Source organism: Sedimentibacter sp. MB31-C6 (assembly GCF_035934735.1).
GTDB lineage: Bacteria > Bacillota > Clostridia > Tissierellales > Sedimentibacteraceae > Sedimentibacter.
The window spans coordinates 2526005-2543669 of sequence record NZ_CP142396.1 but is presented as its reverse complement, the minus strand read 5'-3'; the positions used below and the strand labels follow the sequence as shown (position 1 = coordinate 2543669).

Sequence of the window (17665 nt, the reverse complement as noted above, 5' to 3'; positions counted from 1 at the left end):
TAAAAAGCTACCTTATTTTTATTTTATGTTTTTATATTGAATAAATTCCTATGAAAGCCAATATTACTGTTATAATCCAAAAAGCTCCAACTACTTTTGTTTCCTTCCAACCACTCATTTCAAAGTGATGATGAATAGGCGCCATCTTAAAGATTCTTCTATGAGTTCTCTTATAATGTAAAACCTGTATTATTACAGATAATGCTTCGGCAAAATATATGCCTCCTATAATTGGAATTAGAAGAACTAAATTAGTTAATACTGCAACTGCTGAAACTGCCCCTCCCAATGCTAAAGAACCTGTGTCTCCCATAAATACTTTTGCAGGGTGAGCATTGTGTTTTAGAAAACCAAGACATGCTCCAGACACAGCTGCACTAATTATAGATATGCCATGATATATAGGGTCAACATATCTAAGACTAAGACTATTTGCTATTAAACTAAATGCTGCCATAACTATTAGAGTAATACCCGTATTTAAGCCATCTAATCCATCAGTTAAATTAACTGCATTAACTGTACCTAAAACTACAAATACAATAAAAGGTATATACAAAGGTCCTAAATCAATTTCTACATTGGTAAACGGTATTAATAGTTCTGTTCCATTTATACTATAATTTTTACTATAATAAGCTAACAAAAAAGCAAAAAATATTTGACCTAAAATTTTCTGATATGCTCTCAATCCTAAGTTTCTTTTTAATACAATTTTTATATAATCATCAATAAAACCAATTAGACCAAATCCCATAATAAAAAACATTACAGCAAAAATTTCTTGTTTATAATAGCCACTTGTTCCTATTGATATTAATATCGCAAGGATAATAATGACACCTCCCATAGTAGGTGTACCCGACTTGCTATAGTGTGACTTAGGCCCTTCCTCTCGGATGCTTTGTCCTACTTTTAAACGCCTTAAAATTGGTATAATAACTGGCCCTAAAAATAAAGCTATTAGGAAAGATACAATTATTACTCTGATTATCTGTTCGTTACCCTGCATTTTTATATCTCCTTAATTCCTTACTCCACGTTTTCTTTCAATGTCTTTTATTGCTCTCTTGGCAATTGTTGTTTCATCATAGGGAACTTTCTCTACTCCCATATCTTGATAAGGTTCTGTCGATTTACCCGCTAACAATATTACATCTTTGCTCTGCGAGTTGTCAATAGCATAATAAATAGCTTCTTCCCTTTCAATTATAATTTTAAATTTTCCATCGTACTTTTCAACACCTTTAGCGATTTCTGAACATATGTCATATGGATCTTCAAATCTTGGATTATCTGAAGTTAATATACTTAAATCACAATATTTACCAGCGATTTCTCCCATCGGAGCTCTCCTTGATAAATCTCTCTCACCACCAGCACCAAACAAAACAATTTTTCTGCCTTCTGCAAATTCATTTATAGTGTCCATTACTTTCTGTAACCCATCAGGTGTATGTGCAAAGTCTAAAATTATTATACAATCTAATTTATTTTCTAAAATTTCAAATCGACCTGTTACTCCTTTAATTTTATCTAATGCATTTATAATATCATCAATTTTCTCTCCTAATGCGTATGCAGCGCCAAAAGCTCCTAAAGAATTGAGTACACTAAATTTCCCTGGAGTATTTACATGAGCCTTTTTGTCAATACCTTGAATATTCAAATCAAAACTTGTTCCATTCATAGTTGTTACAAGATTAGAAGCCTTTATATCTGCAGGATTATCAATGCCAATTGATATTGCTTTTACACCTTCAGAAATAAGTTCCTTATAAAGTCTATTTCCATATGAATCATCAACATTAATAATATTATTAATGTTAGTTTTATAAAACAACTTTTTCTTGGCTTGATAATAATTCTCCATTGTTTTGTGAAAGTCAAGATGATCCCTAGTAAGATTAGTAAATATCCCAACATCAATTGAAACATTATCAATTCTATTCAATTCAAGAGCATGAGAAGAAACTTCCATGAAGCAATGTGTAACCGAACTTTCAACCATTCTACTCAAATAAAATTGTACATCTGACGCTTCAGGTGTTGTATTATTTGTTTTAATTTTCTCATCATCAACTAAAGTACCCATTGTACCGATTATACCAGATTTTTCTCCAAGAAAATCATAAATCCCTTTTAATAAATATGTCGTGCTCGTTTTACCATTTGTACCTGTTACGCCAGTTATATTTACCTTTTCAGATGGTCTGTTATATATTACATCTGCAACTATTGCCATTGATTCTCTAGGCGATTTTACTATAAGAAAGTTACCTTGTTCTATAACATTATCAGGTATGTATTCGCATATGACTAAAGATGCACCATTTTTCAATGCATCACATATGAATTTATGACCATTAGCAGTATAGCCATGAATCGCAACAAAAACATCGCCTTGCTCTGCTTTTCTCGAATCATATGTGATCCCTTTAATATTAACATCGTTTTTTCCTGTATAATTTATATAATCTAGTTGGTTAAGTAAAACTTTAATATCCATAGTAGTGCTCCCCTTTAAAGTTTATGTTATTATCGCAATTTTATCATATTTAAATTGTAACTACAATATAAAAGTATGGAACGCATTAATAGCGTTCCCTTACTCACTTAAAATCAAAGTTACAACAGAATTTTTCAGAATTTTTTCCCCTGCCTTCGGAAATTGGGACTTAACTATTCTGTCAGCTTCTACTTCAATAGTAACATTGCTTTGCAAACCAACACTTATTAACTTATTTGATGCCTCCGCAATTGTAAGTCCTAATAAATTAGGTACAACAACCGTTTGTGCTTCAACATTACCAAGTTCTTCCTCCGTATAAACAGGCTCAACATCATAATACTTCATTATATTTTCTAGTAAATCGCCAGCAACAGGACCTGCAACTACACTACCGTAATATCCAATACTTCTATCAGGTTCATCAACCATAACAAGAACAACTGCCTTTGGATCATCTACAGGTGCAACTCCAACAAACGATGATATAAATTTACCATCAACATAACGTCCATCAATTACTTTTTGAGCAGTACCTGTTTTACCGCCAATTCTATAACCAGGTCTATATGCTTGTTTAGAACCAGCCTCTGCTGTATCTCTCATTATTTGAAGCATCATCTTTGATGTTTTTTCAGATATTACTTTTCTTCTTACTTTGGATTCGAAATTTTCTATTAAATTTCCTTCCTCATCAATAAGTTGCTTAACAATTCTCGGCTCCATTAACTCTCCACCATTAGCAATGGCACATACTGCAGTTGCAAGTTGAATTGGTGTTATAGCTATACCTTGACCAAAAGCTTGAGTAACCACATCAACGTCTTTCATATATTCAGGCTCTTTTACTAATCCAAGTGCTTCTCCGTTTAATCTTATACCTGATTGCTCTTCAAAACCAAATGATTTTAAATATTTATAAAATAAATCTTTTCCAATATCTAATCCTATCTCAGCCAAGGCATCATTACACGAATTTTGAATTGCTTCTGAAAGCGTCTGTTGTCCGTGAGGATTATAATATCTCCAACATTTAATATTTTCATTTGGTATTTGACGAACATACCCATCACAAAAATATGTAGAATCTAACGATGCTGTATTTTCTTCTAATGCTATAGCAGTAGTTACTAATTTAAACGTTGAACCAGGCTCATATATATCATTGACTGCTGGATTTCTCCACATGTCAAACCAAGCTTCTGGTAATTCTTCATCAGACATAGTTTCCCATTCCTGTTTCACTACTTCATCAATAGGTTCTTTAGGAATATTAGGATCATAATCTGGCTTACTTGCCATTGCTAAGATATCTCCATTATTTGGATCCATTACTAGAATTGTTGCTCTTTTTGCATTATAATCAGATTTAACCCTTTCTGCAGCAGATTCAGCATAATGTTGTATAACTTCATCAACTGTAAGTACAACACCTAAACCATCCTCAGATTCATAATACTGATTATAGCCAAAAGGTAACTCTCTACCATAAGAATCTGTGTTAACAACCATTCTACCAGGTATTCCGGTTAAATAGTCATTATATGTAGCTTCTACTCCATAAGATCCTTTTTGATCAAAATTAGTAAAACCTAATATATACGGTGCAAAATTACCATAAGGATATATTCGCTTATTATCATCAATTATATTAATTCCGCTTAATTCAGACTCTCTAATTTGCTGCGCCTGTTCATCAGTTATCCATCTTTTTAAAACTACATATGAAGAATTAGAAGTAATTTTTTCTAAAATTTCTTCATAATTCATTTCTAATATGTTAGATAAAATTTCAGCTGTTTCTTCTGGGGTTTTAGTATTAACAGGAATTTGATTTGCTGATGTATCTTCAGTAAAAAACGACGTATTTATTTTCTTTAGTATCGATGTAAGAAATCCGTCATCAACTTCAGCTGTAGATTCAGTTAAAGCTGATTTTGCTCCCTTTTTTACATCTGCAGGAATACATGTCACTGAATTTGAACTTACGCTAGTTGCCAGTTTCTTACCTCTTGCATCATATATTGTACCACGTTTAGCATTTATGGTAATATCTCTAGCCCAATTCTCCATAGCAGCCTTTTTATATTCTTCACCTTTAATGAGTTGTACATATCCTAGCCTTATAATCAATGCAACTGTAACTAAAAAAAAACAAAGCAAAAATACCAACATTCTTCTTTTGTTTTGAAGGTTAGTACTGCTTTTTACACGTCTTTTCATATGGAAACCTCCTTACCTAATGAAACCAATAACCTTGTCAATAAATCCATATAATAGATTTTCATCTTCTGTCAATAAATCAGCTTCATCTTCTGCAATGTTAGATTCACCATATGCAAAATCTATAAACACAGTCTGCTTTCTGCTTGGGTAATTCATCCCTAAATAGGTTTTTGCCAATTCTTCAATATTATTTGTGTTCTTGATACTCTCCAAAGCAATATTATATTCGTCTATACTATTATTAAGCTCTGAAATTTCTTGATTAATAGTATATAACTCCATTTTCTTATCAGTTATGATGGCATAATTGTATACCAATAAAATTCCCAATAGAAAAGCTACTGCTAGCATAGCTGAATTTTTAAAACTATCTATAACAATTCTATTATTTTTTTTCTTTTTTATACGCTTTTTCTTTGGAGATTCTAGAATTTCTTGTCCATAATCAAATTCTATTGATTCTTTTCTTAAAGCTGACATTAAATCTACACCCTTTCACCTATTCTTAGCTTTGCACTTCGTGCCCTGCGATTTTCATTTAGTTCCTCATCAGATGCAACTATTGGTTTTTTTGTAATTATTTTTAATTTGCGTCTGTGATCACATATACACTGTGGAAATTCTGGCGGACAAATGCAGTCCTTATTCAAATTCACATATGTATTCTTAATAATTCTATCCTCTAAGGAATGAAATGTTATAACACAAATTCTTCCTTTATGTTTCAATCTGTCCACTGCACTTTTAATTGTAGTTTCAAGTATTTCCAATTCTTTATTGACTTCTATTCGTATAGCCTGAAATGTTCTTTTTGCCGGATGAGACCCTTCTTGTCTAACTTGTTTAGGTATAGCCTTTTTTATTATACTTACAAGTTGACCTGTTGTTTCAATAAATTCAATTTCTCTTTCTTGTACAATAAACTTAGCTATTCTTGCTGCCCAATTTTCTTCACCATAGTCCTTAAGGATACGAGTTAATTCTTCCTCATCATATCCATTTACTATATGTCTTGCAGTTGTTGTTTGACTTTTGTCCATTCTCATGTCAAGAGGCATATCATTATTATAACTAAATCCTCTTTCTGGTATATCTAATTGAAATGATGAAACACCTAAGTCAAAAATTATTCCATCTATTTTATCTATATTTAATTCATTTAATACTTTATCAATATTTTTAAAATTACTATTTACAGCTGTAAAGTTATCAAATTCTTTCAGCCTTTCTCTTGCCCTGTCTATTGCATAATCATCTTGATCTATACCAATTACTTTTCCATCTATAGCTCTTTTAAGTATTTCGCAAGTATGTCCTCCCCCGCCTAAAGTTGCGTCGACATAAATTCCATCTTTTTTTATGTTCAATCCATCAATAGATTCCTTTAACAGAACCGATGTGTGGTTATAATTCATGTCACTCCTCCTTTATAAACCTATCCCCAATTCTGACATTTTTTCCGAAATGCTGTCAAAATCAAATTCGTCATCGTTGGAGTATTCAGTCCAACTGTCTTTATTCCAAATTTCAATTCTATCTATAACCCCTATTATAGTAGCTTCGTTATTTAATCCGCTAAATTCTCGTAGAGATGGCGGCACTAATATTCTACCCTGTTTATCAAAACTACATTCACTAAATCCAGAAACAAATCTTCTTAAAAAAAATCGTTCCTGTTTATTAAAAGTAGATAAATTTTTGAGTTTACCAACAAATTCTGTCCATGTTTCAATAGGATAAACGAATAAACATTTATCCAAACCTTTACCAATATAGAAATTTTCTCCTAGTTCATTTCTAAATTTAGAAGGAATTATAACTCTTCCCTTCTCATCAAATGAATGTATATATTCACCAGTAAACATAATCTACCACCTACTGGGCATATTATACCACATAATGGGTTATAAATGCCACTATTATTTTTAAATTTTAAAATTATTTTTTATTTCCCACTTATCACCACAATAAAACAATCAATTGAAACAAAGCAGAATTACATTATATTTTTATTCTATTGACGAATAGGTAATACAAATATATAATAAAAAACAATGAATACGTATAGTATGCAGGATATCTATAGTATATAAAATTAGGAGGAAAAAATGGATCCAGTGGCATTTAGTATATTTGGAGTAGATATAATGTGGTATGGAGTATTAATATCACTTGGAGTACTTATAGGTGTTTTATTGGCACTAAGAGAAGCAAAAAGAGTAGGATTTAAAGAAGAAAATTTATTAGATTTCTTACTAATTGCAATTCCAACTGCCATAGTCGGTGCTAGAGCTTATTATGTGATTTTTTCTTGGGATTATTATAGTCAAAATTTAAATCAAATTATAAACATTAGAAATGGCGGCTTGGCAATTCATGGAGCTTTAATATTAGGTGTTATAGTTGGTTATATATTTTGTAAAGTTCGAAAAATTAATATTTTTCAGTTGCTCGATATAGTAATACCTAGCGTTTCCCTTGGTCAGGCAATAGGAAGATGGGGTAATTTTATTAATCAGGAAGCCCATGGAGGACCTACAGATTTGCCTTGGGGAATAATTGTAGATGGACAGAAAGTCCACCCAACATTTTTATATGAATCCCTATTAGATTTTTCTATATTTATTTTTCTAATATGGTATAGAAAGAAAAAGAGAAAAACTGAAGGAGAAGCTTTTGCTCTTTATCTAATATTATACTCAATGGCTCGATTCTTTGTTGAAGGTTTAAGAACTGACAGTTTAATGTTTTTAAATATGCGTGTAGCACAACTCGTAAGTGTAATATCCATTATTTTAGGTATAGTATTATTTTATTTTCTTAGAAAAAACTTAAAAACAACTAAGTAATTAAAAAATCAGTTAGACAAGTTATCTAACTGATTTTTTTATGAGCTTCAATTTTATCTAAGTGTAGCTTCAAATTTTTTCTCTAATTCTTCTAAAATTTTCTGATGTACCTTTTCAACTTCTTTTTCCTTCAAAGTACGTTCTTTATTTCTATAAGTTACTGAAAATGCTGTACTTTTAAAACCTATCTCGATATGTTCACCTTTATATACATCAAACAACTTAACATTTTCAATAAGATATGGATTTACTGACTTAATAGTTTCTTCCATATCACCTGCTAACACATCATCTTTTACCTTAACAGCAATATCCCTTACCATTGAAGGATATTTAGGTAGAGTCTCGTATTTCCATTCAGTATTTTTATTTACCAAAATTTTATCGATATCAATTTCTGCAATATAAACCTTATTGTCTAATCCATAATTATTTGTTACTTTAGGGTTTATCTCACCATAAATTCCAATACTTTCGCCATTAACAAACATATCTGCTGTTCTGCCTGGATGAAATGTCGAATTATCTTTAACAAACTTTAGTTTCACCGATATTCCAAATCTTGACAAAATTCCTTCGATAACTCCTTTTAAATTAAAGAAATCAAGCTTTCCATACATTCCTATGCAAATTTTTGTTTTTTCTATAGGTTGATCAACAACTGGAATTTGTTTAGGTATAAAGGTACTTCCAATTTCAAATAGTTTGGCTTCATCTGCACCTCTATTTATATTTCTTTGAATAACATCCATCATATTAGGAATTAAGGTAGATCTCATTGAGCTATAATCTTCTCCCAACGGATTTAATAATTTTATATAATTTCTTAATTCACTATTTTCCGGAACACATATATTATCATATGCCTTAGGGCTAATAAAAGAATAAGTCGTTATTTCATTTAATCCCATCCCACATAATATATTTTTAATTTCGTCTTCTAACAATCTCTTTTCTGACTTTTTACCTACTCTGATATTTCCTTGTAGAGGTTTAGACTCAATGTTTTCCAAACCATACATTCTACCAACTTCTTCTATTAAATCAGCTTCTTGTTCTATGTCAGTTCTAAAATATGGAATTTTACAACTAATTTTTTCTTTATCATAGGTGCTTTCTATTTCAAGAATATTAAGAGATTTAAGCATATCTTCTACTGGTATTTCAACACCAAGAAGTTCAGTTACCCTATATGGGCGAAGTGTTACAATAGGAGACACATATTCACTTTTTCCTGCCTCTAAATATCCACTTACAACTGTACCAGCCCCTATCATTTCAATTAGCTGACAAGCTCTTTTACTCGCTATTTCAACCATAACATAACCCATTGGCTTTTCATTTCTAGCAGAAGCTTCTGAACGCATACCCAGTTTTTTAGATGTTCCTCTCACAGAATTCGGATTAAAATTAGCACTTTCCAAAACCATAATTTTAGTATCATCATTAATTTCAGAATGTAATCCACCCATAACACCAGCAATACAAGCAGGTTTTTCAGCATCTGCAATAACTAGCATTTCACTTTCTAAACTTCTTTCAACTTGGTCTATAGTAACTATTTTTTCATCTTTTTTAGCTCTTCTTGCAACTAATTTTCTACCTTTCAACGATTCTAAATTATAAGCATGAAGAGGCTGCCCTAATTCTAACATTACATAGTTTGTTACATCTACTATATTATTAATCGGCCTCATACCAGCATCCATCAACGTCCTTTGCATCCAAAGTGGAGAAGGCCCAATTTTTATGTCTTTAATTACTTTTGCATAAAAACGACTGCATAAATTTTCATCTTCTATCACAACATCATCTAAATAATCTGTTATTTTATCCACTTCATTTTTTATTTCTATTTTAGGAAATTTAAACTTAGTTCCCAAAGTCGCTGCCGTTTCTCTAGCCATTCCAACTATATTCAAACAATCAGGTCTGTTAAATGTTACTTCAACCTCTAATGCACTTCCGTTTAATGATAATGCATCCTTAATATCAACTCCCAGTTCAGTATTTGCAGGAAGAATAGCAATTCCATCTTTGAATTCCTTTGGAATAACTTTATCATCAAAACCTAGCTCTTCATATGAGCACATCATTCCATAAGAAGGAAGTCCTCTAAATTTAGTTTTCTTTATTTTTAGTCCATTTGGAAGAACAGCGCCTTCTAAACATACTGGAACGACATCACCTTCATTAATATTATTTGCTCCCGTAATTATTTGTACAGGCTCTCCTTCATTTATATCTATTTTAGTGACTACTAGCTTATCCGCATTAGGATGTTTTACTATCTCTAAAATTTTACCTGTAACAACATTCTCTACTTTCTTTTCATAATCTATAACAGCGTCAACATGAGACCCCGTAAGTGTTAATTTATCTGCTAAAGTTTTATTATCAGTATTTATATCAACATATTGACTCATCCATTTAATAGGTACTAACATTCTACACGCCTCCTTAAAATTGTTTTAAAAATCTTACATCATTTTCAAATAACAGTCTAATATTAGGTATCCCGTATTTTACCATAGCCACTCTATCAATCCCCATGCCAAATGCATATCCTGAATAAACTTCTGGATCTATGCCACAGTTTCGAAGTACATTTGGATGTGTCATACCACAACCAAGCAATTCCATGCTCCAACCTGTTCCATTGCAGGCAGGACAACCCTTACCCATACATATTGGACATGATACATCAACCTCTGCACTCGGTTCAGTAAATGGAAAGTTATGGGGTCTAAACCGAGTTTTCATTTCACTTCCAAATAATTCTTTTACAAATTGATCTATAGAATCCTTTAAATTAGCCATCGTTACACCTTTATCAACAACTAAGCATTCCATTTGATGAAACATCGGTGAATGTGTATCATCAACATCATCAAAACGAAAAGTTCTTCCTGTAGAAACCATTCTAATAGGTAATTTTCCTTCCTTCATTGCTCTTATTTCAACTGGTGAAGTATGAGTTCTTAATACTAAATCCTCTGAGATATAAAAAGTATCGGATTTATCTCTTGATGGATGGTCATAAGGTGCATTTAAATCATCGAAATTATTGCTTACTGTTTCTATTTCAGGTCCATCAACTACATCATATCCCATACGCATAAATAAACTTTCAAGTTCTTCTTTGACTTGCATTAGAGGATGTCTTCTTCCAATTTCAGGTAAAATGCCAGGCATTGTAATATCCAATGACTCAGATTTCAATTTAGCTTCTGCTACTTTTGTATCTAATTTACCTTTTATTTCTTTTATTTCATTTTCAATTATAGCTCTTACTTCATTTGCTAACTTCCCCATTTCAGGTCTTTCTTCTTCAGATAAACTACCCATTGATCTTAGTATTTGAGTCAATTCACCTTTTTTCCCTAAATATTGAACCCTTATTTTTTCAATATCAGCATTTTCAATACATTCTTTTAATTGATTTAATGCTTCTGTCTTTAACTTTAAAAGTTGTTCTTTCATATATATACTCCTTTCAATAAATCATATAATAACAAAGGACCTCGCCTCTAAAGAGGCGAAGTCCGCGGTACCACTCTTGTTTGCCTTCAAAAATTACATAGTTATATTATTTGAATGCCTTGAATTTTTATAACGGTCTATCCGTACAGAACTACTAATTTCATTCTGTAAGCTCAAAAGTGAAATTTCAACATAATTATTTAAAACCATTTTCAGCCAAGATGATTTTTCTCTTAAAAACATACTCTTATGTCTACTTTGCTTTTTCATTGCATTATTATTAAATTTGATATTATTTTATATTTTAGTTACATCATAAATAATTGCCTCATAATATTCTACATGAAATGTTTAATAAATTATTTTGATTATATCAAAAATACAACAAACTTACAATAGTTTTTTTCTTATTTCATAAATAGAGATTCCTGCTGCAATTGAAGCATTTAGAGATTCAGATCTTCCAGTCATTTTTATTGAAATACAAATATTGGATTCATCTATTATTTCCTGAGAAATACCCTGCCCTTCATTACCAATTACTATACATATTTTATCAGAATTATCGATACTTTCAAAGGAATAAGCTGAGTCAACAACTGTGGAAATTATCTTAAACCCTTCATGTTTCATATAACTAATTATTTCTATGTCACTTTCAATATATATTATAGGTACTCTAAACATAGCACCAGCTGTTGCTCTAACAACTTTTGGATTGTATGCATCAACACAGCCTTTATTTAATATTATAGCTGTAGGCCCAAAGGCATCTGCAGTTCTTATAATAGTTCCTAAATTCCCCGGATCTTGTATGCGGTCACACATTATAACAAATTTACAATTATCTAAAATCTCTTTCTTGGTGTATTTGTTTTTTCTTACTACAGCCAATATTCCTTGTGAATTAATAGTTTCTGAAATACCACTAAATATATTATCTTCACAAAAAAAATATTCTATTTTTTGTTTTATTAACATATTTAAAAGATTCTTTATCTCTTCTTTTTCAGATGAATTTTCATTTAATAAGACAAATCTTACTTCTGAGCACTCGTTTATAGCTTCTTTTATAAATTTTATACCTTCGACAATAAATGAACTCTCAGCTTCTCTATTTTTTTTTATACTTAAGGAACGGATATATTTAATTTTACTATTATCTTTACTTTTAATAATTTCCATATTAATCAGAAATGCATAGCACTTCCCTATTCCTTTCCATTGAATTTTTTCAAACTCTTGTTGTCCCCTAACACAACTAATATATCACCCTTTTTTATAACACTGTCAGGAGGTGGAGATATGTAAATTTCTTCACCGCTTCTTATTGCTATTATATTTACTTTATGTACCTTCGAAAATTTCAAATCTTCTATTGTATTATCTACCCATTCTTCTAAAGCTACCGTTTCAATTATACTATATTCAGATGACAATCTTATCGCCTCTAGTATATTTGGTGTAGTTAAATTGTTAGCAATTCTTATACCCATATCTCTTTCTGGGAAAACTATATTATCTGCTCCAATTTTTTTAAGTAACATTGCATGAGTTTCGTTTTTTGCCTTAGCTATAACAAAAGGTACTCCCTTTTCTTTTGCCATTAATGTTGCCATTATTGATGCTTCAAGATTAGAACCAATTGCAATGACAGCAACATCAAAATTTTTTAATCCTAAAGCATTATAAGCTGACTCATCAGTTGCGTCAATCTGAATTGCATGGGTGACAAATTCCGAAAGTTCTTCCACTGTTTCAGCATCATTATCTACTATCATAACATCGTGACCAAGGTCATTTAGCGTTTTAGCTACCGAAGTACCGAATCTGCCACATCCAATTACTATTATTTCTTTCATCATAATACCTCCCTTATCCAATAATTATCTTTCCCTCTGGATAGGAATAACTGCCTACTTTTTTATCTTCTTTTAAAAAAGCATATACGACAGTCAGTGAGCCTACCCTACCAACGAACATTACAATTGTTAATAGAACTCTACCAAAAAAACTTAATTCTGCTGTCAAACCTCTCGTTAATCCTACAGTTGCAGAAGCAGATACAACTTCAAAAAATATATCTAAAAAATCAAATCCTTTATCCGCTTCAGTTATCGTCAGTATAACTGTAACAACAAAAATTAACATAGATGCTAAACCTATAACTGATACTGCCTTTAATATGGTTTTACCAGTGATTTTTTTTTCAAAAATTTCAACACTTTTATTACCTTTAACCAAATTGTATATAGCTATAAAAACGACACCAATGGTTGTTGTTTTTATACCACCAGCAGTTGAAGCAGGTGAGCCACCAATAAACATTAAAAATATAAAAATAACTATACTAGGCATCCTTAAATCACTAATTTCAATAGTATTAAATCCCGCTGTCCTTGTAGTAATTGACTGAAACAAAGAGGCTTGTATTTTACCTAAAAAACTTAAATTGCTCATAGTTTCCGAATTGTCATACTCTAAAAAGAACACTAGAAGTGCTCCTCCTATTAACAATATAACCGTTATTATTAATACTAGCTTTGAATGAAGGGTTAATTTTTTTAATCCTTTGTTTTTATAAATATCCATAAATACAAAAAAACCTAATCCACCTATTATAATTAAAAAACATATTACAAAATTAACAAATGCATTATCTACATAATCTATCAAACTGTTCCCAAATAAATCAAAACCAGCATTACAAAATGATGATATAGAATGAAATATAGAAAATCCTATGCCCTTCGCTACCCCATAGTCCTTTATAAATACAAAAGAAAGTAAAATAGCACCTAATAATTCTAATCCAAAGGTATAAACTAAAATGTTCTTAGTTAGCTTCACAACTCCATGTAACTCATCTACATTTCTCTCTTCCATAATAAGAATTCTCGTCTTTAATGTTATTTTTTTACCAAGAAAAAATGATATCAAAGTAGCCATAGTCATAACACCTAATCCACCAATTTGAATTAAAATTATAATAATAATCTTTCCAAAGACCGACCAATGTTGTGCTGTATTCACTACTGCCAATCCAGTAACACATGTTGCAGATGTAGATGTAAATAGAGCATCAATAAATCCAATACTTACGCCACTTTGAGTTGCTATTGGTAAGCTTAAAAGCATTGAACCGATTAAAATTACAGTTACAAATCCTATTATAAATATAATATGAGGATTTTTTTGTTCAAAATTCTTCCTTCTATTTAAATCTTCCATAATACCCTCTCTTATATACAATGACATATTAAGTAAATTTAATATATATTATATCATCATATTAAAATCCAAACAATATTTAATTAATAATGAATAAAAAGATTTGCTTCGCAACGCCGCTAGGGGGACCTATGTCCCCCTTCGGCGTAAAAATGCTTTATTAAAGCATTTTTACTGAGCACCCCCCTTAACGGCAAGGACGTTCCGTCCTTCCTCGTTTTTTATTACATAGGAAAGGAGAACTTTCCTATATAATAAAAAAATAGACTGCTATTTACAGTCTAAATAATTAATTAATTTGATTTTACTTGTTCAACTAAATTTGTAAATCCAGCTGGATCATAAATTGCCATTTCAGAAAGCATCTTTCTGTTAATATCAATACCATTAACTTTTAGAGCATTAATAAATCTACTGTAAGACATTCCATTTTGTCTTGCTGCAGCATTTATTCTAGCAATCCACAATTGTCTAAATTCTCTTTTTCTTAACTTTCTTCCTACATATGCATATTGTAATGATTTCATTACTGCTTGATTTGCTGTTCTATATAATTTGCTCTTAGCTCCGTAATAACCTTTGGCAAGTTTCAATACTTTTTTATGATTTTTCTTTGCATTTACAGCTCTTTTTACTCTAGCCATCTCTTACTTCCTCCTTATTGTGCTATTTTAATATGGTAATAATTTGCTAATTCTTCCTAAATCAGCATCAGATACCAATGTGCTTTTTCTTAAATTTCTTATTGATTTAGAAGCTTTTTTACCAGTGAAATGGTTGCTTCCTTGCTTTGCTCTTTTAATTTTTCCGCTTCCAGTTTTTTTAAATCTTTTAGCAGCTGATCTGTTAGTTTTTAATTTTGGCATAACAGTTCCTCCTTCAAATGTTATTTCTTTGGTGTTAGAAACATAGTCATGTTTCTTCCTTCCATTTTTGGTTGCTTTTCTATTGTTGAACAATCTGCTATCATTTCAGCAAATTTCAATAGTACTTCACGTCCAACTTGAGTATGACCTAACTCTCTTCCTCTAAATCGCACAGCAACTTTAACTCTGTCACCATCCCGTAAGAACTTAGATGCATTTTTTGCTTTAACACTTAAGTCATGATCTTCTATATTGGGAGTCATTCTGATTTCTTTTACATTAATGACTTTTTGTTTCTTCTTTGATTCTTTTTCTTTTTTTGCTTGAGCATATTTGTACTTACCATAATTCATAATCCTGCATACTGGTGGTTTTGCTGTTGGCGATACATTTACTAAGTCCAACTTTTTGCTTTCCGCAATTTGCATAGCCTCTTTAGTGCTAATAATACCTAATTGGCTTCCGTCTGAATCAATGACCCTTACTTCCTTATCACGAATTTGCTCGTTAATTTGAAGTTCTTTAATAATTTACACCTCCTAAAAATATTAATAATATTCTTCAAGACTTCTTTAATACTTATATTATATTCTAAATTAAAATAAAAAAGATAGCCATTTCACCGCTATCCTAACATCGCAAATAATTGTTTCTTAACCCAACTAACAATTCTTTATTTAACAATAAAGACGCCGTAAGGTGAGAAGCGGTTACTTCTTCTTGAGTACTACAATAGTATATACAACATTATTATAATTGTCAACAAATATTTTTTATAACTATAAATTTTTAATAACACTTAATTATTTTTTATTGTTATAACTTTTTACGTAATGGTAAAGATAAACTATGACTTAATAAAAAGGAGCATATTACATTATATGATACGAGGAGATAAAATGAAAATCAAAAACAATTATCTAACAATTATCTTTATAGTATATAACATTGTTATTTTAATGATATCAAATAATTATTCATTGTCAATAATTTTTTATATGCCAATTATAATTTATACAGTTTACTTAATTAGAAGTTTACTTAATACTAACAAAAAAAATGAAGACAAAATAGAATCTCAAGAATCAGTATCATCTACGACTTATTTTGACAAAAAAAAACCTGAAGAACCTAAAATACAAATAAGCTTTGAAGATGTAGCTGGATTAGATGAAATAAAGGATGACTTAACTGACGTTATTGACTTCTTAAATAATGAAGCTAAATACACACTTATGGATGCAAAGGTGCCACGTGGTATCCTACTTTACGGTCCTCCTGGCACAGGCAAAACCCTTATAGCTAAAGCAATAGCTGGCGAAGCTAAAGCTACCTTTATTTATTCAAGCGGTTCAGAATTTGTAGAAAAATATGTTGGAGTCGGTGCAAAAAGAGTGAGAATGATTTTCGATCGTGCTCGCAAAGAAGCTCCTAGTATAATATTTATCGATGAAATAGATGCCCTCGGATCTAAGCGTAATTCTGAAAGCAATAATGAAAAAGATCAAACCTTGAACCAACTTCTAATTGAACTGGATGGTTTTAATAATACCAGCAATGTAATAGTTGTAGCTGCAACTAATAGGCTTGATTTATTAGATGAAGCCCTATTAAGACCTGGGCGTTTTGATAGGAAAATATATGTTGGAAATCCAAATTATAATTCTAGATTAAAAATATTAGAAGTTCACACTAAAAATAAACCTCTTGATAAAAAAGTACAATTAAGTGAAATTGCTACTAAAACCCATGGTTTCTCTGGTGCACAGCTTGCAAATATTGCTAATGAAGCTGCTTTGAAAGCTATTAAAGATAAAAACAAAAAAATTAATAGTAATAATTTTGAATATGCCATAGAGAAAACTGTTGCAGGATTAGAAATAAAGAATTCAACAATCTCAGAAAAGGAAAAAAAGATTGTCGCCTACCATGAAGCTGGTCATGCAATCACAGCAAAAACTTTGAATATAGATAAAATACAAAAAATATCTATTATTCCAAGAGATAAGGCTTTAGGATATGTATTAAAGTTCCCAACAGAAGATAAGTATCTTTACACTAAAAATGAACTATTTGATAAAATTACTGTATTACTAGCAGGAAGAGCCTCCGAAGAAATTTTTATGGGAGAAGTTTCAACAGGTGCATCTAATGACTTAAAAGAATCAACAAATATTATTTATGAAATAATCTGTAGTTATGGTATGGGAAGAAACAATAGAAATACCAGTATCGATGAAAGACTATTCAAGTATTACTTAGACAGTATAAAAGATGAAGCTTCCGAAATGGCTAAGGATGCTTATGATAGGGCTCTTAAAATAATTAAAGAAAATGAAAGCAATGTACAGAAAGTATCTGAATACTTATTAAAATATGAAACAATGAATGCAGAACAGTTAGATAAAATATTAGAAGAAAACAATAAGAAATCAGCCTTAACCATGTAAATTAACAACTTCCTTTAATATGCTTTATGATAAAAAAAGACTAAGGATGTC

General features: G+C 30.7%; 16 protein-coding genes and 1 other annotated feature. Of the genes, 2 read left to right on the top strand and 14 right to left on the bottom strand.

What is annotated here, in order from left to right; all coding sequences use genetic code 11:
* Window positions 1-31: 31 nt before the first annotated feature.
* From mraY to mraZ, 6 genes are all read right to left on the bottom strand, one after another.
* Entirely contained in the window at window positions 32-1012 is a 981-nt protein-coding gene (mraY, locus tag U8307_RS11985; RefSeq protein ID WP_326908196.1) for a phospho-N-acetylmuramoyl-pentapeptide-transferase, read from the bottom strand.
* 12 nt (window positions 1013-1024) lie between these two features.
* Window positions 1025-2509, bottom strand: coding sequence for a UDP-N-acetylmuramoyl-L-alanyl-D-glutamate--2,6-diaminopimelate ligase (locus U8307_RS11980; protein ID WP_326908194.1), 1485 nt, complete (start codon window positions 2507-2509; stop codon window positions 1025-1027).
* Window positions 2510-2608: 99 nt separating this feature from the next.
* The gene (locus U8307_RS11975; RefSeq protein WP_326908192.1) at window positions 2609-4732 is read right to left on the bottom strand and encodes a penicillin-binding transpeptidase domain-containing protein; all 2124 of its coding nucleotides are present in this window, start codon (window positions 4730-4732) and stop codon (window positions 2609-2611) included.
* A 12-nt stretch (window positions 4733-4744) separates the two neighbouring features.
* Window positions 4745-5215: a hypothetical protein gene (locus U8307_RS11970; protein ID WP_326908190.1), complete on the bottom strand. Its 471-nt coding sequence runs from the start codon at window positions 5213-5215 to the stop codon at window positions 4745-4747.
* A 5-nt stretch (window positions 5216-5220) separates the two neighbouring features.
* Window positions 5221-6150, bottom strand: coding sequence for a 16S rRNA (cytosine(1402)-N(4))-methyltransferase RsmH (gene rsmH, locus U8307_RS11965; RefSeq protein ID WP_326908187.1), 930 nt, complete (start codon window positions 6148-6150; stop codon window positions 5221-5223).
* A 12-nt stretch (window positions 6151-6162) separates the two neighbouring features.
* Window positions 6163-6600 (bottom strand): division/cell wall cluster transcriptional repressor MraZ, encoded by a 438-nt coding sequence (mraZ, locus tag U8307_RS11960; protein WP_326908185.1) that lies wholly within the window; start codon window positions 6598-6600, stop codon window positions 6163-6165.
* A gap of 243 nt (window positions 6601-6843) precedes the next feature.
* Between mraZ and lgt the strand changes: the two genes are divergently transcribed.
* Window positions 6844-7584 carry a prolipoprotein diacylglyceryl transferase gene (gene lgt / locus U8307_RS11955; protein WP_326908183.1) on the top strand — a complete coding sequence of 247 codons (741 nt, stop codon included), beginning with the start codon at window positions 6844-6846 and terminating at the stop codon, window positions 7582-7584.
* 53 nt (window positions 7585-7637) lie between these two features.
* Here lgt and pheT read toward each other — a convergent pair whose 3' ends face one another.
* From pheT to infC, 8 genes are all read right to left on the bottom strand, one after another.
* On the bottom strand, window positions 7638-10031 hold the full coding sequence (pheT, locus tag U8307_RS11950) for a phenylalanine--tRNA ligase subunit beta (RefSeq protein ID WP_326908181.1): 2394 nt from the start codon (window positions 10029-10031) through the stop codon (window positions 7638-7640).
* Window positions 10032-10044: 13 nt separating this feature from the next.
* On the bottom strand, window positions 10045-11067 hold the full coding sequence (gene pheS, locus U8307_RS11945; RefSeq protein ID WP_326908179.1) for a phenylalanine--tRNA ligase subunit alpha: 1023 nt from the start codon (window positions 11065-11067) through the stop codon (window positions 10045-10047).
* Between the two features lie 48 nt (window positions 11068-11115).
* Window positions 11116-11346, bottom strand: a binding site (T-box leader).
* 111 nt (window positions 11347-11457) lie between these two features.
* Complete coding sequence (locus tag U8307_RS11940; RefSeq protein ID WP_326908177.1) at window positions 11458-12252, bottom strand: TrmH family RNA methyltransferase; 795 nt, start codon at window positions 12250-12252, stop codon at window positions 11458-11460.
* 26 nt (window positions 12253-12278) lie between these two features.
* Complete coding sequence (locus U8307_RS11935; RefSeq protein ID WP_326911606.1) at window positions 12279-12929, bottom strand: potassium channel family protein; 651 nt, start codon at window positions 12927-12929, stop codon at window positions 12279-12281.
* A gap of 13 nt (window positions 12930-12942) precedes the next feature.
* Entirely contained in the window at window positions 12943-14298 is a 1356-nt protein-coding gene (locus tag U8307_RS11930) for a TrkH family potassium uptake protein (RefSeq protein ID WP_326908175.1), read from the bottom strand.
* Between the two features lie 293 nt (window positions 14299-14591).
* Complete coding sequence (rplT, locus tag U8307_RS11925) at window positions 14592-14942, bottom strand: 50S ribosomal protein L20 (protein WP_326908173.1); 351 nt, start codon at window positions 14940-14942, stop codon at window positions 14592-14594.
* Between the two features lie 27 nt (window positions 14943-14969).
* Window positions 14970-15164 (bottom strand): 50S ribosomal protein L35, encoded by a 195-nt coding sequence (rpmI, locus tag U8307_RS11920; protein WP_326908171.1) that lies wholly within the window; start codon window positions 15162-15164, stop codon window positions 14970-14972.
* A 20-nt stretch (window positions 15165-15184) separates the two neighbouring features.
* Window positions 15185-15694, bottom strand: a complete 510-nt coding sequence (gene infC, locus U8307_RS11915; RefSeq protein ID WP_442985549.1) for a translation initiation factor IF-3 — start codon at window positions 15692-15694, stop codon at window positions 15185-15187.
* Window positions 15695-16063: 369 nt separating this feature from the next.
* Here infC and U8307_RS11910 point away from each other — a divergent pair, with 369 nt between their 5' ends.
* Entirely contained in the window at window positions 16064-17614 is a 1551-nt protein-coding gene (locus U8307_RS11910) for an ATP-dependent metallopeptidase FtsH/Yme1/Tma family protein (RefSeq protein ID WP_326908169.1), read from the top strand.
* The last annotated feature ends 51 nt before the right edge of the window (window positions 17615-17665 follow it).